The organism is Candidatus Magnetominusculus dajiuhuensis, from assembly GCF_046044395.1.
GTDB lineage: Bacteria > Nitrospirota > Thermodesulfovibrionia > Thermodesulfovibrionales > Magnetobacteriaceae > Magnetominusculus > Magnetominusculus dajiuhuensis.
Genome location: NZ_JBJUSG010000058.1, coordinates 1 through 21,096, shown reverse-complemented (window position 1 = coordinate 21,096; position 21,096 = coordinate 1). Strand labels below are relative to the sequence as shown.

At 47.2% G+C, this 21,096-nt stretch carries 15 protein-coding genes and 1 tRNA gene; 14 read left to right on the top strand and 2 right to left on the bottom strand.

Annotation, left to right across the window (positions count from 1 at the left end; translation table 11 throughout):
- Window positions 1-181 precede the first annotated feature (181 nt).
- The 4 genes from AB7D94_RS09340 to AB7D94_RS09325 all read left to right on the top strand — a co-directional run bounded on the left by AB7D94_RS09340 (window position 182) and on the right by AB7D94_RS09325 (window position 7,420).
- Window positions 182-1,681 (top strand): two-CW domain-containing protein, encoded by a 1,500-nt coding sequence (locus AB7D94_RS09340; protein WP_420265555.1) that lies wholly within the window; start codon window positions 182-184, stop codon window positions 1,679-1,681.
- 224 nt (window positions 1,682-1,905) lie between these two features.
- The gene (locus AB7D94_RS09335; protein ID WP_420265554.1) at window positions 1,906-3,096 is read left to right on the top strand and encodes a hybrid sensor histidine kinase/response regulator; all 1,191 of its coding nucleotides are present in this window, start codon (window positions 1,906-1,908) and stop codon (window positions 3,094-3,096) included.
- 214 nt (window positions 3,097-3,310) lie between these two features.
- Window positions 3,311-4,807 carry a hypothetical protein gene (locus AB7D94_RS09330; protein WP_420265553.1) on the top strand — a complete coding sequence of 499 codons (1,497 nt, stop codon included), beginning with the start codon at window positions 3,311-3,313 and terminating at the stop codon, window positions 4,805-4,807.
- Between the two features lie 21 nt (window positions 4,808-4,828).
- Window positions 4,829-7,420 (top strand): dynamin family protein, encoded by a 2,592-nt coding sequence (locus AB7D94_RS09325; RefSeq protein ID WP_420265552.1) that lies wholly within the window; start codon window positions 4,829-4,831, stop codon window positions 7,418-7,420.
- A gap of 66 nt (window positions 7,421-7,486) precedes the next feature.
- On the opposite strand, the gene AB7D94_RS09320 is transcribed toward AB7D94_RS09325, so the two are convergent.
- Window positions 7,487-9,403: a diguanylate cyclase domain-containing protein gene (locus AB7D94_RS09320; RefSeq protein WP_420265551.1), complete on the bottom strand. Its 1,917-nt coding sequence runs from the start codon at window positions 9,401-9,403 to the stop codon at window positions 7,487-7,489.
- Between the two features lie 238 nt (window positions 9,404-9,641).
- On the opposite strand from AB7D94_RS09320, the gene ppdK reads away from it, so the two are divergent.
- The 10 genes from ppdK (at window position 9,642) to AB7D94_RS09270 (ending at window position 20,559) form a co-directional block, all read left to right on the top strand.
- On the top strand, window positions 9,642-12,299 hold the full coding sequence (ppdK, locus tag AB7D94_RS09315) for a pyruvate, phosphate dikinase (RefSeq protein ID WP_420265550.1): 2,658 nt from the start codon (window positions 9,642-9,644) through the stop codon (window positions 12,297-12,299).
- Window positions 12,300-12,472: 173 nt separating this feature from the next.
- A tRNA-Ile gene (locus AB7D94_RS09310) sits at window positions 12,473-12,548 on the top strand.
- A gap of 55 nt (window positions 12,549-12,603) precedes the next feature.
- On the top strand, window positions 12,604-13,317 hold the full coding sequence (locus tag AB7D94_RS09305; protein WP_420265549.1) for a zinc ribbon domain-containing protein: 714 nt from the start codon (window positions 12,604-12,606) through the stop codon (window positions 13,315-13,317).
- A gap of 28 nt (window positions 13,318-13,345) precedes the next feature.
- Window positions 13,346-13,975 carry an acyltransferase gene (locus tag AB7D94_RS09300; protein ID WP_420265548.1) on the top strand — a complete coding sequence of 210 codons (630 nt, stop codon included), beginning with the start codon at window positions 13,346-13,348 and terminating at the stop codon, window positions 13,973-13,975.
- Window positions 13,976-13,996: 21 nt separating this feature from the next.
- A complete protein-coding gene (locus AB7D94_RS09295) occupies window positions 13,997-15,157 on the top strand; it encodes an N-acetyl sugar amidotransferase (RefSeq protein ID WP_420265547.1) in 1,161 nt (386 codons plus the stop codon).
- A 185-nt stretch (window positions 15,158-15,342) separates the two neighbouring features.
- Window positions 15,343-15,699, top strand: a complete 357-nt coding sequence (locus AB7D94_RS09290; RefSeq protein WP_420265546.1) for a hypothetical protein — start codon at window positions 15,343-15,345, stop codon at window positions 15,697-15,699.
- Entirely contained in the window at window positions 15,700-17,586 is a 1,887-nt protein-coding gene (asnB, locus tag AB7D94_RS09285) for an asparagine synthase (glutamine-hydrolyzing) (RefSeq protein WP_420265545.1), read from the top strand.
- Window positions 17,579-18,649, top strand: a complete 1,071-nt coding sequence (locus AB7D94_RS09280) for an N-acetylneuraminate synthase family protein (RefSeq protein ID WP_420265544.1) — start codon at window positions 17,579-17,581, stop codon at window positions 18,647-18,649. Before asnB ends, AB7D94_RS09280 begins: the two co-directional genes overlap by 8 nt.
- A 154-nt stretch (window positions 18,650-18,803) precedes the next feature.
- Window positions 18,804-19,793, top strand: a complete 990-nt coding sequence (locus AB7D94_RS09275; RefSeq protein WP_420265543.1) for a glycosyltransferase — start codon at window positions 18,804-18,806, stop codon at window positions 19,791-19,793.
- On the top strand, window positions 19,777-20,559 hold the full coding sequence (locus AB7D94_RS09270; protein ID WP_420265542.1) for a GNAT family N-acetyltransferase: 783 nt from the start codon (window positions 19,777-19,779) through the stop codon (window positions 20,557-20,559). The genes AB7D94_RS09275 and AB7D94_RS09270 overlap by 17 nt, the downstream gene beginning before the upstream one ends.
- Here the strand turns inward: AB7D94_RS09270 and AB7D94_RS09265 are convergent.
- The gene (locus AB7D94_RS09265; protein ID WP_420265541.1) at window positions 20,546-20,965 is read right to left on the bottom strand and encodes a retroviral-like aspartic protease family protein; all 420 of its coding nucleotides are present in this window, start codon (window positions 20,963-20,965) and stop codon (window positions 20,546-20,548) included. The two genes, AB7D94_RS09270 and AB7D94_RS09265, sit on opposite strands and share 14 nt — an antisense overlap.
- Window positions 20,966-21,096 lie beyond the last annotated feature (131 nt).

Below are 21,096 nucleotides of genomic sequence, written 5' to 3'. Positions count from 1 at the left end.
GGGGAGGTGTGTGCCCTAGCTCCATAGGATTTTCACGGTAAAGCAGGAATCCAGGAAAGGAATTTTCTATTGTAACGTTCTAATGCGTTTGCCCTGCCATTTTTGATAAAAACTGGACGTTTCTTTTGACAACATGTTATGCTGTACTATGTATTAAGGAGGTAAAAAAGGGTTTTCTGAGATGGTGGAATTAGCGGAAAAAATCAAGGCGCTCTCAGGTGAAATTCGCCAGAGATATGATTTCGTAAAAAACAAGGAATCCACGGAAATTGCGCTCATACTTCCTTTCATCAAAAGTCTCGGCTATGATGTCTTTGACCCGTCGGAGGTCGTTCCCCATTACTCGATTGCGGTTGACCATCAACAATCTGTTACGGTTGACTATGCCCTGCTGCGGGATGGACATGCGGAAATAATAATAGAGTGTAAACACTGGGGTATGAATCTCGACATGGAGCGTAATTCCCTTAGGGAGACATTTCCTCTGTCGCAAGCCAAAATCGCCATATTAACAAATGGAATAATCTACCGGTTTTTTACAGACTCGGAAACTGAGCATCAACTGGACAAAGCACCGTTTTTTGAGTTCAGTATTCTGGAAGTATCTGATACCGCGATGGAAACCCTTGATAAGTTTGTTAAACAAAACTTTGACCTCGCAAACATACTTACAGTTGCGAAGGAGATGAAAAGAGAGAAGGCCAAAAACGCCGCCTTAAATATCTTAATCAAAAGGAGAAAGGTCAGCAAGAAGGAAATATTTGTGTTTCTGCGTGAAGATATAGCCGCGCCCGTGTCATGGAGCCTGCTTGAGTACTACAGGGGGATTACCGTTGCCAGCGGATATTATAATTTAAGGAGCCTTGAGTTGGTGCTCTTTACGAGGCGCTGTGACTTGCTAATCATAGATGAGTGCCACTTTGATGACATGGACGCCTTTTGCGAGTTCATGTATCATATCCAATATTCAAACGTATCGTTTAAGGTTCTGGCCATAATGAGCTCTACCACCGATATAGAGCAGGTGCGCCAGCTTCTTTCCCAGTGTGACATAGTTATTGATATAATCATCAGGCCTTTTACTATAAGACGCCTCTACTCTTACATTGAAGACGCCTTCGGCGTGAAAAAATCGTTTGACGTGGGCGTGAAAGCCATTACGTCTGAACAGTTAAAGAGAGGACTGGTGGCGGCTGAAAACGTGTATGTCCCCGGCAAGGATGAGCACTTAATCGAATGCGGCGTCGTCCTCGACGATGAGCACGTCAGGGAGTTGATAAAATTCAATATATCAAAAATCAAGGTTCACAAGGATGTATATAAATTTATCAATTGCTGGGAATTTACAAAGTGCAAGGACTTTGAGGACTGCCCATCGTTTATAAACGTTGACGCGGATGGCTTTCTGGACGGGGTCAACGCCGGAAGGGCCTGTATGTACATAAACGCCACACTCGATATGTGCGGTGGGGGCAGGAAGTACAAGTCGTGGGAAGAGAAGATAAAGGTTACGTGCCAGAACTGTGAATTCTATAAGATGATACTGACATGCAACGACGGCAAAATCCCCCCCTCTATCAAGTTGATGGCCCATATGGACAAAAATATTTTTAAAAGAAAGAGTATGGAATCGGCCAGGAGCAGTTTTGTGAAGAAGACAAAAAATCAGCCCAAGCCATAGCGCACCGCGGTTGATCGGCTTGTCTTGCCGTCATTCCGGCTTGTCCAGAATCGGTCTCTACATATTCGCAAGCCAAATAAGATTCCGGACAAGCCGGAATGACAAAATGAGGCTGGAATGACGGACTATTGGTAATATAATTTTGCGAGGCCGCCCGGATTGCCTTTACAAAAAAAACACTAAGTGGTATAATCAGCGAGGCTGGATATAGGAGGGCAGGATAGTTGGCAAAGCAGAGTATTTTGATAGTTGACGATGAGCCTGATATCCTGGAGGCGCTGTCTGATACGTTCATGTATGATTATGAAGTGCATAAGGCCTCAAGCGCCGCCGAGGCAATGGAAATACTGAAAAACAACACCATAGACCTTATCCTTACCGACCAGCGTATGCCCGGGATGACAGGCAGCGAGTTATTAGCCCGGATAGAAACAGAATATCCCAACATGGGGAAGATTATACTGACCGGCTACAGCGACATCTCCTCAACTATTGACGCCATTAATAAAGGCGCGGTTGATAAGTACCTGACAAAACCGTGGGACAGTGACAAGATTCGCCGCATAGTCATGGAGGTACTACAGGTGCGGATGCAGCGTATGATTGCAGACAGCAAGACCCTTGAGGAACAGCTTGTCCAGAACGCCAAGATGGCGTCCATAGGCGAACTGGCCGCCGGGATTGCCCATGAAATAAACAATCCGGTTGGTTTTATTCATTCCAATATGGGTAATCTGCGTAAATTCTTTCTCAAGATAAGCGATTTGATAGCGCTCTATGACGATTTAGAACTTCCGGCCGCATCCAAAGAGGCAGTACAAAAGGTGAAGGCCGATATTAACTATGACTATCTGAAGACCAGAATAAACGAGATGATAGAAAGATCAATCGTCGGCACAGAACGTATCCAGAAGATAATCATGGACCTGCGCTCCTTCTCCCGCAAGGACACAGGGGAGGCCGCCGGGGCCGACATTAATGAGGCCATGGATACCACATCAAGATTTCTGACATATGAGTATAAGGAGAGGATAAATATAACCAAAGATTTTGGCACGCTGCCAATGGTGGTGTGCAATATCGGGAAATTAAATCAGGTTTTTTTAAACATCCTTGCCAACGCCTGCCAGGCAATTGAGGGTAATGGCGAGGTAAAAATGAAGACCCGCAGTGAAGGCGACACGGTAAGGATTGAAATAAGCGACACGGGAAGCGGCGTTCCAAAAGATAAGATTGACAAGATATTCGAGACTTTTTTCACCACGAAGCCGGTTGGTAAAGGCACAGGGCTGGGACTGTCCATCAGTTTGAGTATCATAAAACAACATAAAGGAGCGATAACCGTTGACAGCGAGCCAGGCAAAGGCACCACCTTTACAATCGTACTTCCGGTTGACGGCCGCAACCAGCAGTAATCAGCGATATTAAAGACGAAGGGGGGTAACCCCCTTCGTCTTTAATATCGCACATGTTTTATCTATCGCACATGTTTTATCTATCGCACATGTTTTATCTATCGCACATGTTTTATCTATTGAACTTGTTTTATCTGTTGATTTTGGGCTGCCGCCAGCTGGCGGCTTTAGTACTCCGGCTAACGGCTTATTTAAGCGCAAGGGGGCATATGCAATGAGCAGCGAGTTATATCTTGATCTGGTAAGTAAGACCATTATCTCCATGTTATCAAAAGAGATAGCCGTGGATGTTGGCACACAAGTAGGCGCGCGGGTTAATGAGCTGCTAAATAACACACTTGTCGGCCTTATCTCTGACCAAATAGCAGCCCAGACAGACAGGTTAGGGCGCAGTATTGTGGCACTTGAAGGGGCGCTTAAACCCCAAATAAGCGAACTAGGCGCGGCAGTTACAGAGATGTCGGGGCAAATAATAGAAAAATCAGGGCTTACCGGCGAAATAGAGGAGATCAAAGGCTCACTATCCAAGGGCCTGCAGTCGCATAATGACGTCATGGCCGAGGTCAGGTCAATAAAAGAGGCTATAAACGAGGCACTTCAACGCAACCTCGGTACGCAGATAGATGGCGTTTCCTCAAAGATAGACGCGGCGTTTGCGGATATGGACAACAGAATGGTGGCCATTGTGGAGTCAACCGTGGCCGCGGGTGCTATAAAAAATGATTTATCTGCCGCATTATCTACCATTGGCGAGACGCTTCAAAATAATCTTATCGGGCAAATAGTCGGGCAAATAGAAGGGATTTCCGAAAAGATAGACGCGTCGGTAAAACAATCCCTTCAGTCGGGGGAAGAAGGAGAAATGGTCAAGGGCGTTTATTACTCAATGAAAAAGTTGATAAACGATTTCAACAAGAAAAGGGAAAGCGCCATTGAGTTTAACAAGCAGTACCTTACAAGTATGAGCGATTTGAGAAAACACATTGAGGATGATTTAAGAAAACACATCATAGACGCGCAAGAGCAAAACACCATGCTCAAAAACGATATACAGAATTTAAACAGGTCACTGCAGCACAGCGCGAAGGAGCAGAACAAGCTGCTTGTCGATATATTAGGGACTATAGAGAAGCAGCTTCCATTTTTCAGCGGCAAGGTTGACGACGCCTTATCACACATAGAAGGCAGGATAACAGGTTTTGAGCGCGCAACGCTGTCAAAGATGACGAGTACCAGTACCGATTTTATGAAATTCATAGACGAAAACGTAGTGAATAACCTTAAAGGCATTGGAAAGAATTATGGCTCAGTCATGGGTGGGCTTAGCGAAATAAAACAGTTGACTGATAGCAGCGTAAAAGACCAGACTGATATGCTTCAGGGTGTGTTTTTGTATGTGAAAAAGCTGTTGCAAATCTCGGAAAAGGAAAGGGACACCAACGAAAAGGTTTCCGTCGAGTTGACCAACGCCCTGGACAATCTCTACAGCCACATCAGACGCCTTGAGTCTGAAAACGATGAGCTTGACGTGGAGCTTCTAAGGCTTGCCGGTGATGATTATTTCAAAAACAAGTTTAAGCAGCTCGAAAATGAAGTGAATAAGGCGCGCAGCCTTGCCGAAAAGTATCAGGAAGAGAAAATAGAATTGGAGCAGAAGTATATGAGGCTCCAGCAGGAATGGACATTGGCACAGGAATTAGAAGGTAAGTGATATGACAGAAGGGTAACTGATATGACAGAAAGAGATGAGATAAGGATACAGGAGTTTTTACAGCGGTTAAAAGACGCCATGCTCAGGCTTGAGGATGTCGGCATGGAGCAGTTTGGCAGGAGGATAGAAAACCTGACCGCCAATCTTGGCATGTTCTCAAGGCACATGGTTAAAAGCGGCCTCGTCGGCATAACCAGCTCCGGGAAGTCATCCCTCCTCAATGTCCTGCTCGGCACTGGGAAGAAGATACTAAAGGAGCAAAGCAAGGCCACTACGAACATGATAGTGTTCTGTTCAAAGTCTCCGGAACCGGAGCTGGAGCTGAACTTCGACAACGGCAGCCAGGTGAAAAAGCGTGGCCAGGAGGTACTGACCGAATCCATATGGAAATATACGTCAGAAGACGAAAACCCTCAGAATAAATTCAACGTAAAGTATATAAGGCTCGCCCTGCCTACTTTCCTGCTTGATGACGGCACGGAGATAGCGGACACCCCCGGACTTGACGCCTTTGGCAATAAGGAACACGAAGACCTCACACTGCGTGAATTCCTGCCGCAGGCCGACATGATAATATATCTCTCCGCCATAACAAGCCCGATGAAGGAGGCTGACAAGCGGGTTCTGAACAAGATAATGGACGCCGACCAGCGCATCATGTTCGTCCAGACGTGCAAGGCCGCAGTGGTGGAAAAGAGCCTCGGCGACGGCAGAAAGGAGACAGTCGCAGACCTGCTTAATAAATACAAGGGCGATCTGGAGAAATCCCTCGCGCCGTTTACGAAACTAAAGGGTGCCCCAATCGTGCAGGTAGAGACCTCTCATGCGATGAAATACATAAAGGACAATAATGAGGTAGCCGCCTGGCAGAACTCTGGCATGGATGAGTTTGTCTTTGTAATTAAAAGCCTCGTAAAGCAGCTTCAGGGCGAGTATGCCCTGAAAAATTTAAAAAAGACCGTTGACGAAACAAACGCCCTGAATAATCTTATTAAAAACACGATAGGCGAAGACACCAATAAAGAAGCCAATATTGAGCAGCAAACAAAAGACCTGGCAAGCCTCAGTGGCTTTCTCCGGCGAATGGTGAGAGACAAGGACGCCCTTGTAGCAAAGTGGAAGGGGCATCTCAATCCCACAGAGCTGTATAATTACTACAATCTGGAGCTGTCAAGGATATTTGGCTACAGATATAACTACAACCCGCTTCACGACAAGGAGTTCATGTCACGGGTAGAGGAGATAAGAGAGAAGACTCAAAACGTAAAGAACGATTTTCTCAACGCCATTGACGCCGCCAAGGCAAGATATATGGAGTCGTTCAACGAGCTGGGGCTTGAGGTCAGGCGCGCGGACATGCAGGCAACAAGCATGTCAAGTTTCTTCCTGCCCAATGTGCAGAAAAAACGCGTCTCAGACGCAACAGGGGCAGCACAGACCGCCAGCAAATTTGGGTTCTTTAAGGATACAAAGAAAGAGGCCGCGGCGGCGGAGTTCATAGATAAGGATAAGTTTATTCGTGACCTTAAGGTGTCGCTCTCCATGTTTTTCGAGCCACTGAGCAGCCACCTTGACTGGTGGTCTAATACGATTATGTATTCTTTCATGGAGCCGCTTCAGAAGAAAATAGTCTCACTAAATGACGACATAGCAAGAATAAAACGCGGGGTATCATTTGACGAGGCGCAGTACAACGCGCTGGTTGCGGTAAGCAACGAGCTGGAGGATATTCTGGGTGAAGTCTCATATCTGTATAATGTTGACCCATCACAGAGAAAGACAGTCCGTTTTAACAGATACGCGTCCAGGGTACTTTCAGACAAGGGCGCTGGTGACAGCAGAAACCTGTTCTTACAGCTCGGAAGCCGACTCTTTGAGAGCCTGTTTCATACGTATTATCTGGACTGCCTCGGTGGCATTTCGGAGCCTAAAACGGTAGCCCTGATAGGGCAGGACTATGATACGCAGATTGATTTTTCACGGCGTTTGTTGAGACTAAGCGGTGGGCAGGTGTCAATGCTTAACAAGATGGAACGCCCGTTTTCGATTAACTTATCTGATTCAGCCAATTTAGAAGGCACCCTTCGAAACGTTGAAATAGCGGGGGAGTTTGGCGGGCTGTTGTCTTTTTATATACTTGGCAACGACGCGCCCTCAATGAGTCTTGTAAAGTCGGCGGGTATATTTGACAAGGTGGACATTATACAGGTGATGGTAGAGGACATGCACAGGGTGGCTTCGGCGCTGACAGACCTTGTGCGGAGGAATCTGTTTTTTGATATGTTGCTTGCCCACAGGGATAAGCTCCTGCTTACGAATCCCTCGGCTGCGTATTTCCAAAAAGACAGGCTCCATATACTTGTCACTGAGGCAATTGCCGAGATAGACAGGGTTTTTCGTTCAGATTCGGTTGGTGCGGTCAGGTGGTTTATATATGAGAATTTTGAGATAAGGTATAACTACTTCAATCTGCTGTCAAACCGGCTTATTGAAGGGGGCATACAGCCGGAGGATTGTCTGAAGGAATGGAAGGATGTCGGCATTCCGCTTGATGAACCCTTCAGCGAAGCCACGCTGCTTGAGCAGTTTGAGGAACTTCTGCAAAACGTGTAAGGGTGGGCAAAACGTAGCGAAATTTACGGGGTGAAGGGGGGGTTACCCCCCCTTCGTCGTTGATCCTTATGCTTCTGCACGGGTAAATGAGTGGTAGAGTTCCCTTAGCGATTCTAAGAAGCAGCTTACCATGTATGCGGTCTCATCGTTGAGATTAATGCCGCCTGCGGCGAGGTCGTGGCGAAGCTCCATCCATTGCCGGGGGTTCCATACACCGCCGTTGTTTTGTATAAAAACAGTCGCGCTGAGGTTTAGCAGGCTCATGGCATTCATGTTGCCGATGGCGGAGTTCCTCAGCGGCTTTAGAGATTCAAGGACAAGCCCTAATGAAGTAATATCGGTGTCTGAAAGCTCAAAGCCCCTCTTCTGAATGTCAAGCAGCAGGTCAAGCCACTTGTTATGGTCCCACTGGCCACCGTTGAACATTACAAATTTCACGGCGTAATCTACGAGCAGGCTAAAAGTCACCTCTTCCCCTGAATAAAACTGGTAATTCCCTCTGCCGCCGGTCTTGGCCGCATACATCGCCATGTCGGCCTTTTTGATAAGGGCACCCGCTTCGGTTGCCGATGTGGGATACATGCTGATTCCTATACTCGTGCCAATCGGACACAAATAGCCCTTTAATTCAACAGGTGCCTGCAGTGTCTCGATTATCTTGCCGGCCACGGCGGCCGCGTCTTTTTCACTTGTTACTTCGGTCAGGATAACGGTGAACTCATCCCCGCCCATGCGGGCGGCCGTATCGGATTCCCTTAGGCATGACGTGAGCCTTCGTGCCGTTTCCTTAAGCAGCTCATCTCCTGCGTCATGGCCAAGCGTGTCGTTTATGCGCTTGAACTTGTCCAAATCGAGATAGAACAGGGCAAGCATCCGGTTGTTCCTCTTTGCCAGCGAGATGGACTGGGCAAGACGGTCAAAGAACATGGTGCGGTTTGGAATCCCTGTAAGGTTGTCATAGAGGGCCATGTGCCTCAGGCGTCTTTGTACGCGCCTGCGCTCTATTATGCCGGCAAGCGTGTCGGCTATTGCGTGCAGGAAATCGTCTGTCCTTTCATCCCTCGTATGCCCGTGCCTGACATACATATTTACTACGCCCAGTACCTTGTCTTCCGAGATTATCGGCACACAGTAGTGGCCGTGCGGTTGCATAGCATCAAATCTTACATCGTGCTGGCCATCTATGCAGTCGGAGAAGACGAGTTTCCGGGTAGAGGCAGCCCGTCCGCAAAGGCAGTAACCGAAGGGCACCCTCGCGCAAACCTCTATGAGATGGCCACCAAGTCCCTGTTGAGCTACCATCTCAAGTTCTTCCTCTGCCTCGACTGTCAAAAATATTGAGCCCTTTTTTTCAAGCGCCAGCCACGATACCGACAACATCATCTCAAGTGTGCGCTCAAGATGCTCCTTTAACGTTATAGGCTCAAGGGAGGCGCGAAGCACCTTGCTTATAATCTTTTGTATCTCATAGTTTCTTTCGATTACCAGTTCCCTTTGTTTGCCCTGCTCAAGCTGCTCTTTGAGGCGCTTATCGGATTCGGCAAGGTCAGCACGGCTGAGTTGTACCTTATCATTCAGATTGTCCGCCATTTCGATCATCTTTTTTTCTTTCACATGTTTTTGCAGCGCCAGCTTGATAAGTATGTTTAGTTCTGTCTCTTTAAATGGTTTTATAATGTATCCAGAGGGGCATGTTTTGAGTGCACGGTCTCTGAGTTCATCGCTGCTATATGCCGTCAGGTAAATTACGGGGATGTCCAGCTCGCCGCGAAGGCGCACAGCGGCCTCTATGCCATCTACCTGGCCTTTGAGCTTTATATCCATCAGGATTAAATCGGGGTTTGTTCTTTTGGCAACCTCGTAAGCGTCCTCGCCACGGGATATAGTCCCTGCAATCTCGTATCCCATCTTCAAGAGCCTGTTTTTAATCTCTAATGCGACTATGCCCTCGTCTTCGACTAAGAGTATCCTTGCCTTTGCCACCGTTATGCCCCCCACAGGCGGAATCAATGTATAACCGCTATACTATATAAACATTATCTTGTTAATGTCAAGTGCCTCTGCCCCCTGCAAAATATGACAAAAAAAACGCGCTGAATCAAAAAAATGAGATAGAAAATAAATTATTGCCTTGCAAGGTTGATTTAATATGTTGTATAATCCCATTTACTAAAGCAAGGGCAGTTATAGATAGTCCCAAAATTTATCAGGAGGAGAGATTATGTCAAAGAAGAAGTATGTGTACTTTTTCGGAGTAGGTAAGACAGAAGGCGACGGCAGTATGAAGGACTTGCTTGGTGGCAAGGGAGCCGGACTTGCGGAGATGACCAAACTGGGCATTCCCGTACCACCCGGCTTTACAATCACCACCGAGACCTGTAACGACTATTTCAACAACAAGAGCCAGTATCCCGAAGGCATGTGGGACGAGGTACTGACGAACATGAAGATGGTAGAGGAGCTGATGGGGCTAAAGTTTGGCGACGCCGAAAAGCCTCTTCTGGTCTCTGTCCGCTCTGGCGCGAAGTTCTCGATGCCAGGCATGATGGATACGGTTCTGAATCTGGGCCTTACTGACTCCACAATAAACGGCGTCATCAAGCGCTCAAACAACGAAAAGTTTGCCTATGACGCATACAGAAGGTTTATCACCATGTTTGCCTCTATTGTCATGGGTGTGGACAGGCTGGAGTTTGAGCATGTCCTCGACAAAAAGAAGGAAAAAAACAAGGTAAAATATGACTCAGAGCTTTCGGCTGACGCGCTTAAGGAACTCGTAAAAGAGTTTAAGGCCCTCTATAAGAAGAAGGTGAATCAGGACTTCCCTCAGGACCCGATGGAGCAGTTGAAACTCGCAATCAACGCGGTGTTCGGCTCATGGTTTGGTGAAAGGGCAAAGACATACAGGAAGTTAAACGGCATAGCCGACGACCTCGGCACAGCGGTAAACATCTGCACGATGGTATTCGGCAACATGGGCGACACATCGGGGACGGGTGTTGCGTTTACGAGAGACCCTTCTACGGGTGAGCATAAGTTTTACGGCGAGTGTTTGATTAACGCCCAGGGCGAAGACGTTGTTGCCGGTATTCGTACGCCGCTAAAGGTAGAGGAACTCCAAAAGCCTATGCCTGACGCCTACAAACACCTGATGGAAATATATCAGAGCCTCGAAAAACACTACAAAGATATGCTCGACCTCGAATTCACCATTGAAGACGGCAAGCTCTACATGCTGCAGGTAAGAGTCGGCAAGAGAACGGCGGCCGCGGCCCTGAAGATAGCCATGGACATGGTGGACGAGGGCGCGATAGACAAGCAGACAGCCGTGTTGAGGGTAGAACCTCAGCAGCTCGACCAGTTCCTGCATCCTATGATAGACCCGAAGGTGAAGCTGAAGAAGCTGGCCAAGGGACTACCGGCATCTCCGGGCGCTGCGGTAGGTAAGGCCGTATTCACCGCGAAGGAAGCCGAGGAGTGGGCTGAAAAGGGAGAGAAAGTCCTCCTTATCAGGCTTGAGACATCCCCTGAGGACATCGGCGGAATGAACGCGGCAAAGGGAATCCTGACGGCGAGAGGCGGTATGACCTCACACGCGGCTGTTGTTGCCAGAGGCATGGGCAAGCCCTGCGTAGCAGGTTGCGGAGACCTCGTAATAGATGTAAAGAAAAAGACCTGCACCGTGAAAGACACCGTAATAAAGGAAGGCGACTGGGTAACGATAAACGGCTCAACGGGTGAGTTCATCCTCGGCGAGACCAAACTTATTGAACCTGCGGTAACCGGAGATTTTGCGAAGTTCATGGGCTGGGTAGATGAGTTCAGAGATATGGGCGTAAGGGCCAACGCCGACACACCGCACGACGCGGAAGTTGCGCTGAAGTTCGGAGCCGAGGGAATCGGACTGTGCAGGACAGAGCACATGTTCTTTGAGGAAGACAGGATAAAGGCCGTCAGAGAGATGATCCTCGCCGACGATGAGGCCGGAAGAAGGAAGGCCCTCGCCAAGATACTTCCTATGCAGAAGAAAGATTTCAAGGGCATCTTCAAGGTGATGAAGGGCAAGCCCGTTACGATAAGGCTGTTGGACCCGCCGCTTCACGAGTTCCTGCCGCACACTGACAAAGAACTCAGCGCGCTGGCGAAGGAAATGGGCGTACCCGCCTCGAAGCTCAAAGAGAGAAACGAGGCCCTTCACGAGTTCAACCCGATGTTGGGACACAGGGGCTGCCGTCTCGGCGTAACCTATCCCGAAATATATGAGATTCAGGTACAGGCCATTATGGAAGCGGCCGCTGAGCTTCAGAAAGAGGGCATCGCGGTCATTCCTGAAATAATGATTCCTCTGGTTGCAACAGTAACCGAGTTTACGAAGATGAAGGATATGACCGTAAGAATATGCGATGAGGTAATGGCGAAGGGCAAGGTAAAGGTTGAGTACCTCGTCGGCACGATGATAGAGCTTCCAAGGGCGGCAATCGTGGCGGATAAGATTGTGGAAGGCGGGGCGGAGTTCTTCTCATTCGGAACTAACGACCTGACCCAGACGACATTCGGCTTAAGCCGTGATGACGCCGGAAGGTTCCTGCCGTTTTATGTTGACAATAAGATACTGCCCGAAGACCCATTCGTCAGCATTGATGTTGACGGCGTAGGCGAGCTGATAAAGATGGGTATTGAAAAAGGCCGCTCTAAGGCGTCGAAACTGAAGGTCGGTATCTGCGGAGAGCACGGTGGCGAGGCAAAGTCGGTAGAGTTCTGCTACAATGCGGGCATGAACTATGTAAGCTGCTCACCGTACAGGGTTCCACTTGCAAGATTAGCGGCAGCCCACTCAATGTTAAAGAAAAAGGGCAGCAAGGCCACATCAACGAAGTAGGCCCTTAACACACATATATACATACAAACAGGGGGGAGAGAAATCTCCCCCTTTTTTATGACGTAGACCCAATGACATTTTTCCACTTGACCAAATTAAAAGGACAAGGTTATACTACCAGTTGTTGAATGATGGTGGATACAATTAAGGGAATATTGACGAATGGAAAATGGGGGCCCATAGCTCAGCTGGTAGAGCTACCGGCTCATAACCGGTTGGTCCCAGGTTCGAGTCCTGGTGGGCCCACCAGATCAGATATGTGTCTGATCTCGCGCCCCATTGTGACAGATTTCAGGACGGCGCGATGCTAAAGGAGCTGGTTCTCTTAAAGGAGATGCAGGCTCTTGATACTAGAATAATTCGGCTTAAAACACTCATAGAGAATACCCCCGCGGCGATGAACGAATATGGCCGCTCCTTTAAAGACTCCCAGGATGAACGGCAAAAAAAGGATACAGACCTCGACAAGGCCCTCAGGCAAAAGCGCGAGTTTGAGCAAGCCGCCGCAGACAAATCGGAAAAGATAAAAAAACTTCGCTCAAAGTCCGCCGATATAAAGACAAACAAGGAATATCAGCTTCACCTGAAGGAAGTGGAGCAGCTTGAGAAGGAAGTAAGATTAATAGAGGACGATATACTAATCGTAATGGAGCAGATAGAGGAATTTGAAAAGACATCCTCGGCGGCCAACAAGAAGTTCGAAAAAGAACAGGTGAAATACCACGAGGCCGTGTCAGTCGTAAAAAAAGACCAGGACGATGCCGAAAAGGAGCTTGATGTGCTCCTGAAACAACGCGGCGAGCTGGCCAAAACCATCCCCAAAGATGTTTACAACAGATATATGCACATCCTTGAGCGTAAGAATGCCCTCGCGGTTGTTGCCGCAAAGGCTGAGTTATGCCACGGCTGCTTTTTAAATATGCCCCCTCAACTGTTTGCGGAAGTGATGAAAGGCGAAAAGATAAACACCTGCCCACAGTGTGGAAGGATGTTATATTTTGAGCCGGAAACCCCATGATGCGCGGCATTAACCGGAGCATACTTAAATGTTTGACCTTCTGGCCCTGTTAACCAGGAAAAAATATTGGCTCCTTCACAGTCTGGTTATAAAAAGTATACTTAGGGGATACGGGATAAGGGTCGGCAGGGGATTTTACATTGAGGGGGTGCCAAAATTAAAAATCAGAGGAACCCCGGAAAATATAGTTATTGGCGACAATGTCTCAATCTATGGAAATATTGACATCAGAAACAGGGAAAATGGTAAAATTTTTATTGAAGATGGTGTTTCAATTGATAACGACTGCAGGTTCGTCGCGGCAAACGATGCCGTGTTAAGGATAGGCAGAGGGACGGGCATCGGCCCGTATTGTATATTCAACTGTGGCGTGGACGTTACAATCGGGCAGGACTGCCTTATTGCCCACGCGGTTCATGTGCAGTCCTCAGAGCACAGCTTTGCAAAGGGTGAGCTGATAAAAAACCAGGGGCACACCTATGGTAAAATATCAATCGGCAATGACGTGTGGCTTGCGGCAAATGTCACTGTGATGAAGGGCGCACAGATAGGCGACGGTTGTGTGGTAGGGGCAAAGTCTCTGGTTAGAAAAGGCCGGTACGAAGAGAATTCTATTTTGGCCGGAACTCCGGCACAGAAGATTTCAGAACGGAAATAGCCGTTAAAGAGGATAGGACAGATGAAATACTGTAAGAATTGTGTATTGCCGGATTCAAGGCCGGGTGTGGAGCTAAATGCCGACGGTGTGTGCAGTGCGTGTATCGGGGCACAGGAGAAACGCCAATCAATAGACTGGGAGGGCAGGCAACGGGCGCTTGTAGAGCTATTTATGGAAAACAAGGCCGACAATGGACAGTACGACTGCATAGTCCCGGTAAGCGGCGGTAAGGACAGCACATGGCAGGCATATACGTTAAAAAACAAATACGGCCTGAAACCTCTGGCGCTGACGTATAAATGCAAATACAGGACGCCTTTAGGCCAAAAAAATCTGGATAACCTGATAAACATAGGCGTAGACCACATTGATTTCACGGTCAGCCCGGCAGTTGAGAGGAAGTTTATGCTGAAGAGCCTGGAGAAAAACGGCTCGGTTTCGCTCGTTGAGCATATGGCTATGTGGGCGATTACATTGAAAATGGCCGTAAAACTGGGTATTAAGCTCGTAGTCTGGGGTGAAAACCCGGGACTTGAATACGGCGGGAACGAAAAAGACAGGGGCAATCCATACCTGAATCACGACTGGATAAGAAAATATGGCGTTACCAATGGAACGTTTGCCGCCGACTGGGCAGACGCTGAGCTGACCTTAGACGAACTCTACAGCTTTACGCTGCCAACCGAGGCGGAACTCTCAGAGGCACGAATTAAGTCCATATTCCTGGGCTGGTACCTTCGTTGGGACCCGCTTGAGGTGGCCGAGTTTTCACGGTCAATCGGGTTTCAATGGGCAGACAAGCCGGTGTTTGGGCTTTATCCCTATGCCGATCTGGATTGTGATTTTATTGTTATTCATCATTTCTTTAAGTGGTATAAATTTGGAATTACGAGGCTTTGGGACAATCTGGCCATCGAAATAAGAAACGGCCGCCTGACCAGAGAAGAGGCCGTCAACTACATAAAAAACAACCCTGAGCCAATCCCTGAATTGCAAATAAAAAACCTCTGTGCGTTCCTGAATATAACGGAGGAGAGATTTTGGCAGATTGCGGAAAGCCACAGAAACCTTGATATATGGCAGCGCGGCAGTGGCGGCCCCCAAAAAGGCCAATGGTATTTGCCTGCCCTTGTGGAGGAGTTCGGCTTTTGGCCTGACACTTACGCGGCAGATGTGAAATGAACATGGATGAGAGATATTTGCGAAATGAGTAAATATGTGCTTACCCTTAAAGACTGGATTCCCGCTTACGCGAGAATGACACCCCACGCACACAATTGGATTCCCGCTTACGCGGGAATGACAACAGAAAGCCGTCTTCCCCTGCCTGTCATTCCCGTGAAAACGGGAATCCAGAGGACGGCCGCATGAGATATGATTTTAAAGAGTTCCCGCGCGTATTTGAGGTAAAGGGTTACAAGATAAAAGACTACGGTAAGATATATCTGGATGACGGAGAGATGGTATCCTTTGTTACAGAAAGCGGCAGGGAGTGTGACTTCGCCGCGAAGGACTGGGGATTTTACTTAGGCCCGTCAGTTAACAGCAGATTAAAAAACCAGGGTTTTAAGGTCGCATTAGTTTTAAACGAACAGGGACAGTTATACGTCAATGCCGTAGAGGCCAATAAAATTGATGAATTTAAACAGTACCTTAAGACAAATCAAAACGGCACCATACTTTGCTGGCTTGACGATTGGCTGAGCGAAGAAACTAAGAAATAGATGTGCGGGATAGCTGGATTTATCGGAGCAAAAAAACCTGATTTTGACGCGGCGCTGACCATCAGGCAAATGGCGGACACCATGGCCCACAGAGGACCTGACGATATGGGCTGCAAGGTAGTTTCGTTTGGCAATAATGGAAGTTATGCCGCCCTTGGCCACAGACGTTTAAAGATCATTGATCTTTCTGAGCGGGGCCATCAACCTATGTCCAACGACACCGGCACCATTTATATCATCTATAACGGCGAAGTATATAATTACATGGAGCTTAAGGCCGAACTCACCGGCGCCGGACACTCATTTGTCTCAACAAGCGATACCGAGGTTATCCTGAGGGCCTATGAGCAGTGGGGGACGGAGTGCTTTAGTAAATTTAACGGTATGTGGGCTGTGGCTATTTTCGATAAAAACAGGGGAAAACTCATCCTCGCAAGGGACCGTTTGGGCGTAAAACCACTTTATTACTACAAGAGTGCCTCAGATTTCGTCTTCGCGTCAGAGATAAAGGCCATATTAAAACACCCTAAGATAAAAAAAGAACCAAACTTAGAGAAGATATTCAGATACGTAAGCCGCAGTTACAGATACGTTGACACGGACGATACATCTTTTTTTAAGGCAATTTATCAGGTCCCCAAGAGTTCCTTTATTGAGATAGATGAGGCGCTGGCAACAAAGCAGACCACCTATTGGCATCTCAATCCTAATCTCATCCGCCACGATATAAAAGACAAAGACGCAATCATACAATTCAGAGACATATTTGTGGATGCCGTAAGACTAAGGCTTAGAAGCGATGTCCCCGTGGGTTGCATGTTAAGCGGCGGTATGGATTCAACCTCAATCACCTGTGCCGCGTATAAGCTGTTAAAACACCCGATTGTTACATTTTCCGGCATAACAGGGCAGCAAAAAGGTGTTTACGACGAGAGTGAATACATAGACAGTGTGATTAGAGATACGAATGCGGATTATTACTACATTAAACCCGACCCGGCTGACATCTTTGATACCGTAGAGGAGATGCTTGGGTTTCATGACGAACCCATATGTACTGTAACATGGTACAGCTTATATTTAATCGCGAAAAAGATAAAAGACGAGGGAATCAAGGTCGTACTAAATGGCCATGCCGGTGACGAACTGCTTGCCGGGTACTGGGACCATTACCATTATTACTTTTACGACCTTTTTGAAGACGGTGAGATAGATACGATGTGTAAAGAGATTGCCGCGTGGAGGGACAATCACAACCGCTCCAATGACGAGATTAAAAAAACGATAAGATTTATCTCTTCAATGAAAAAGAACAGGGAACTTGAGTCAGCTAAATTTACCGATTATTCGTATTTGCTGAACAAGGATATTGTTGAACAATATATGACAGGGTTAAGCCAGCCGGGGGAGTTTTCGGATGAACTGTCAAGAAGGCTGTATCTGGAGATGTTTTATGAGACGGTACCGGCAATCCTGAGGCCCGAAGACAGAAACACGATGTCTCAGTCAATAGAGTCGCGCTCCCCTTTTTTAGACTATCGTTTAATAGAGTTCTGCTTTTCCCTGCCGGGAAGGCTAAAGATTAGAAACGGCCTGGGCAAGTGGATACTCAGAGAGGCCATGAAAGGTGTGCTTCCCGAAGACGTAAGGACAAGAAAAGATAAGTCAGGGTTCATTGCCCCCGCTGATGAGTGGTTCAGGACTATTAATAAGGCCCAAATGTATGCCCTTATAAACTCCGAATCACTAAAGAAACGAGGCATCTTCAACGTTGGGCAGTTGAATAATATGTTTGAAGAGCACACCGCGGGAGTGAAAAATCATCAGATGGTCTTATGGCAGATACTGAATTTAGAGTTATGGTTCAGGAGGTTTTTCGATGACTGACGGCAGGGTTTACGTTATAGCAGAGATAGGAATAAATCACAACGGGTCATACGAAAACTGTATAAAGATGGTTGACGCCGCCGCGGAGGCGGGCTGCGACGCGGTAAAGCTACAATTTTTCAGGGCGAAGAATTTATATCCCAAAAGTGCCGGAGAGCTGGACTGGAAGGATTCAAAAGGTGAATACTCATATAGCATTTATGGGGCGGTAAAGGGATTTGAATTTCCAGATAGTTGGATTGATGAGCTGCTATGGTATTGCAGGTCTAAAGAAATCGAGCTTTTATCATCAGCCTCCGACCCATACGGGGTGGACATACTTCTGAGCAAAGGGCTTAGGAAAATAAAACTTACCTCTTACACAATAACTAACACGGTATTAATTGAGCACTGTGCAAAAACCGGCGTACCGATAATTATGTCAACCGGAGGGGCAACGATTGGTGAAATTGAGGCGGCCATTGAGATTGTCACGAAGTATCACAACAAACTATCCCTTCTTCACTGTTCTATTCAATATCCAACGGCGCTTTCAGACTGTAATCTTGGCGTGATAAAGACGCTTCAATATGCCTTTCCCGGATTTCCGGTAGGGTATTCCGACCACACAATGGAGGCCATCGAAGCGCCTGTTCAGGCCGTATATCTCGGCGCGCGGATTATAGAAAAACACATCACACTTGATAAGGCGATGGACGGCCCCGACCACTTTTTTGCCCTTGAGCCGTATGAACTAATGGCTATGGTAGCAGCCATAAGGCAGGCAGAGTCCGATTATGAGCGAGGGACGTTTAGCATTGATAAAGTAATTTACGGCAGCACAGCAAAGACAGTGTACCAGCATGAGAAGTATTTAAGGGATTTTGCCTTTATGAAACTCTTTGCAAACAGAGATATACAGCAAGGGCAGAGCATCGGAGCCGAAGACATATCTATCTTACGCCCCGGCAAGAAGAGGCACGGCCTTGACCCTGTATATTTAAAACTATTTGAGGAGTTTGATATAAAGGCAAAAAAACTCATATCTTTTGAAGACCCTATTACATGGGACTTAATATTTTAACAATCTATAATTCAACATAGGGCAATGGCAAACGGGTTTGATAAGCTACAACAGAGAAAAGAGGTAATTCGCCGGGCCGGTTCTATTGGCGATGTGATGACAGAATCAGGAAGTGGAAGCTGAGGCGGGTTCCTTCAATTTGAAAGCGATTTAGATGAGAAGAGTCCTTTTCAGAGGCGACGCTAAGCCATCAATTGGCACGGGGGACCTGATGTCGCTGGTAAATCTGTCCCGTTATTTTGAAAATAACGGATGGGAGGCATTTTTTCTGATTCGCGGCTATGAAGCAGGCATAAAAATAATGGAGGGGCGCGGTGTAAAAAATGTATCCACAATTCCCCCTGACTGCCCGTTACAGGAAGAACAAAAGGCCATAAACAATATAGTAATCAAAAAAAATATTGACATCCTGTTTCTTGAAATAACAGAAAGGAAACTCACCGACTATGTCTTACCCGCCGCGGTGAAAAAGGTCTGTGTAAATTTTGACGGCATTATCCCCGATGACATGGATGCTGTTATAAACTGGGATGTCGAAGGCACAGTCCATTTCGATAAGAAACGATACCCTAAGACGAGGTTTCTCCTGGGGCCGCAATATATAATACTGCCTGTTAATTTCGATAAAGGACGTATCGCCGCGCGTACTTATGTCCCTAAACCACAAAACGTACTGATTGCGATGGGAGGGGCGGACGAATTAAACTTTACTCAGAGAGTCATCAATACTATTTTAGAAGATGAGCCGGATATGAAAATAACCGTGATAATCGGGGCTGGATATCTGTATAAAAAGGAACTGGAGACTTCCCTGTCAAAATCAGAAAACAGGCATGTGGTAAAACAAGACGTCAGCGACATGTTTGAAGAGTATATGAACTGTGACGTGGCGGTGGCCGCGGGGGGGCTGACCTCATACGAGTTAATTGCAACGGCCACCCCTGCTATTTTGATTGCCACATATGCTCATCAGATTGAGCGCTGCAAGTACTTTGACCACGCGGGCTGGGCCAGATATTTGGGTTACAGGTCTTACGAGCGCAACGAGTTGAGACACTTAATAAAGAACCCTCCCCCCCCACCCAACACTAATATGTTTGATACCCAAAAAATAATTGAGGCCGTCAATGAACTCATCAAATGACATTGTCATAAACCACGAAGGGGGGGTATTTTACTTTCGGTACCTGAGTTGGGATACTGAGTTTTTCGGCAGGAGGTCATATGTCCTTGACGCCGCCAGATCCATTTTTAAGCCAGGTGCCGAAATCAGAGAGCGAATAATCCACAGCCTAAGTGATAGTTTTGTGACGGCAAAGATAAATACTGATATTGGAATTGAGACAATAAGCTTTTTGGAGGACTGCGGCTTTTATTATGTGGATACTGAGGTAAGGCTTAGATATGCGGGGAGCTGCCGCTGGAGTCAAACTTCAGATACTGGCAGTGTAACGATAGAAAGGCCGCAGCATATCAGCGGCCTTCCCTGCGAGCTGCTTGGCGGGGCATTTACGCAGACGAGGTTTCATACAGATTTTCACATACCAGGCCAAACTGCCGACCAGTTGTGGATAAGTTATCTGAAAAACTATCAACCCTCGCCAAATGGACATCTGTTTACGGCAAAGACAGGCAATGACGTCGCGGGAATTATCGTTGTGAATACCGACGGCGTTGAGGCCACTTTTTTCTACGTCTCGGTAATAGATAAATTCAGAAACAGGGGGATAGGCTCAATGCTCATTAACAAAGCCGCCGCTTGTTTTACGGGTTACAATCTCTTCACCGGAACTCAGATAAAAAACATCGCCGCCCTGAATTTCTATATCAAAAATGGGTTTACAGAAATAGATTCCACGAAGACTGTACTACACTATTGGGGAGCGGCCAGAGGCGCTATTTCATTTTAAGAAGCGGGTATATCGGGGACTCCGGCCTGGGGGCAAGCGTCTGCCTCTGGCAGTCGGCTATGAGGTCAAGCTCCTCAAGAATTATTTGTCCAATCAGGGGTTCGCTTGCGGGCGGCCCTACAACACAGTCAGTATTCATGAATCGCTTGCCTATCTTTATGGTAACAGTACCGGCCACATCAAGCTCATCCTTTCTTTCGTCTGCGTAATATACGATTGCCTTGCGCAAAATCTTAAGATTCAGTTCCTCTACAATATCCCTTGGCAGCATCAGCATCACCGCGCCTGTGTCTACGAGGGCCATAGTCTTGTATTTCCTTATGCCGCTTTCAGGGATCCTGTTGTCCATATACAAATACCTGTCCGCAAAGTTTTCCAGCTCCACCTGTACCCTTATCTCGCCCATCCCTTCCTCCTCCATAACGCATATCACTACTAATCCTAACCTTTCTTCGCCGATGATGTCAAGTTTTCATAAATCACTTGTCGTACCAAAGTAGAAATGTCCTATTCTTACCAAAATAGAAATGTCCTATT

Coding starts and splice junctions, on each gene's coding strand:
- AB7D94_RS09340 (WP_420265555.1), top strand. CDS start 182: ATGGTGGAATTAGCGGAAAAAATCAAGGCGCTCTCAGGTGAAATTCGC.
- AB7D94_RS09330 (WP_420265553.1), top strand. CDS start 3,311: ATGAGCAGCGAGTTATATCTTGATCTGGTAAGTAAGACCATTATCTCC.
- AB7D94_RS09325 (WP_420265552.1), top strand. CDS start 4,829: ATGACAGAAAGAGATGAGATAAGGATACAGGAGTTTTTACAGCGGTTA.
- ppdK (WP_420265550.1), top strand. CDS start 9,642: ATGTCAAAGAAGAAGTATGTGTACTTTTTCGGAGTAGGTAAGACAGAA.
- AB7D94_RS09305 (WP_420265549.1), top strand. CDS start 12,604: ATGCTAAAGGAGCTGGTTCTCTTAAAGGAGATGCAGGCTCTTGATACT.
- AB7D94_RS09300 (WP_420265548.1), top strand. CDS start 13,346: ATGTTTGACCTTCTGGCCCTGTTAACCAGGAAAAAATATTGGCTCCTT.
- AB7D94_RS09295 (WP_420265547.1), top strand. CDS start 13,997: ATGAAATACTGTAAGAATTGTGTATTGCCGGATTCAAGGCCGGGTGTG.
- AB7D94_RS09290 (WP_420265546.1), top strand. CDS start 15,343: ATGAGATATGATTTTAAAGAGTTCCCGCGCGTATTTGAGGTAAAGGGT.
- asnB (WP_420265545.1), top strand. CDS start 15,700: ATGTGCGGGATAGCTGGATTTATCGGAGCAAAAAAACCTGATTTTGAC.
- AB7D94_RS09280 (WP_420265544.1), top strand. CDS start 17,579: ATGACTGACGGCAGGGTTTACGTTATAGCAGAGATAGGAATAAATCAC.
- AB7D94_RS09275 (WP_420265543.1), top strand. CDS start 18,804: ATGAGAAGAGTCCTTTTCAGAGGCGACGCTAAGCCATCAATTGGCACG.
- AB7D94_RS09270 (WP_420265542.1), top strand. CDS start 19,777: ATGAACTCATCAAATGACATTGTCATAAACCACGAAGGGGGGGTATTT.
- AB7D94_RS09265 (WP_420265541.1), bottom strand. CDS start 20,965: ATGGGCGAGATAAGGGTACAGGTGGAGCTGGAAAACTTTGCGGACAGG.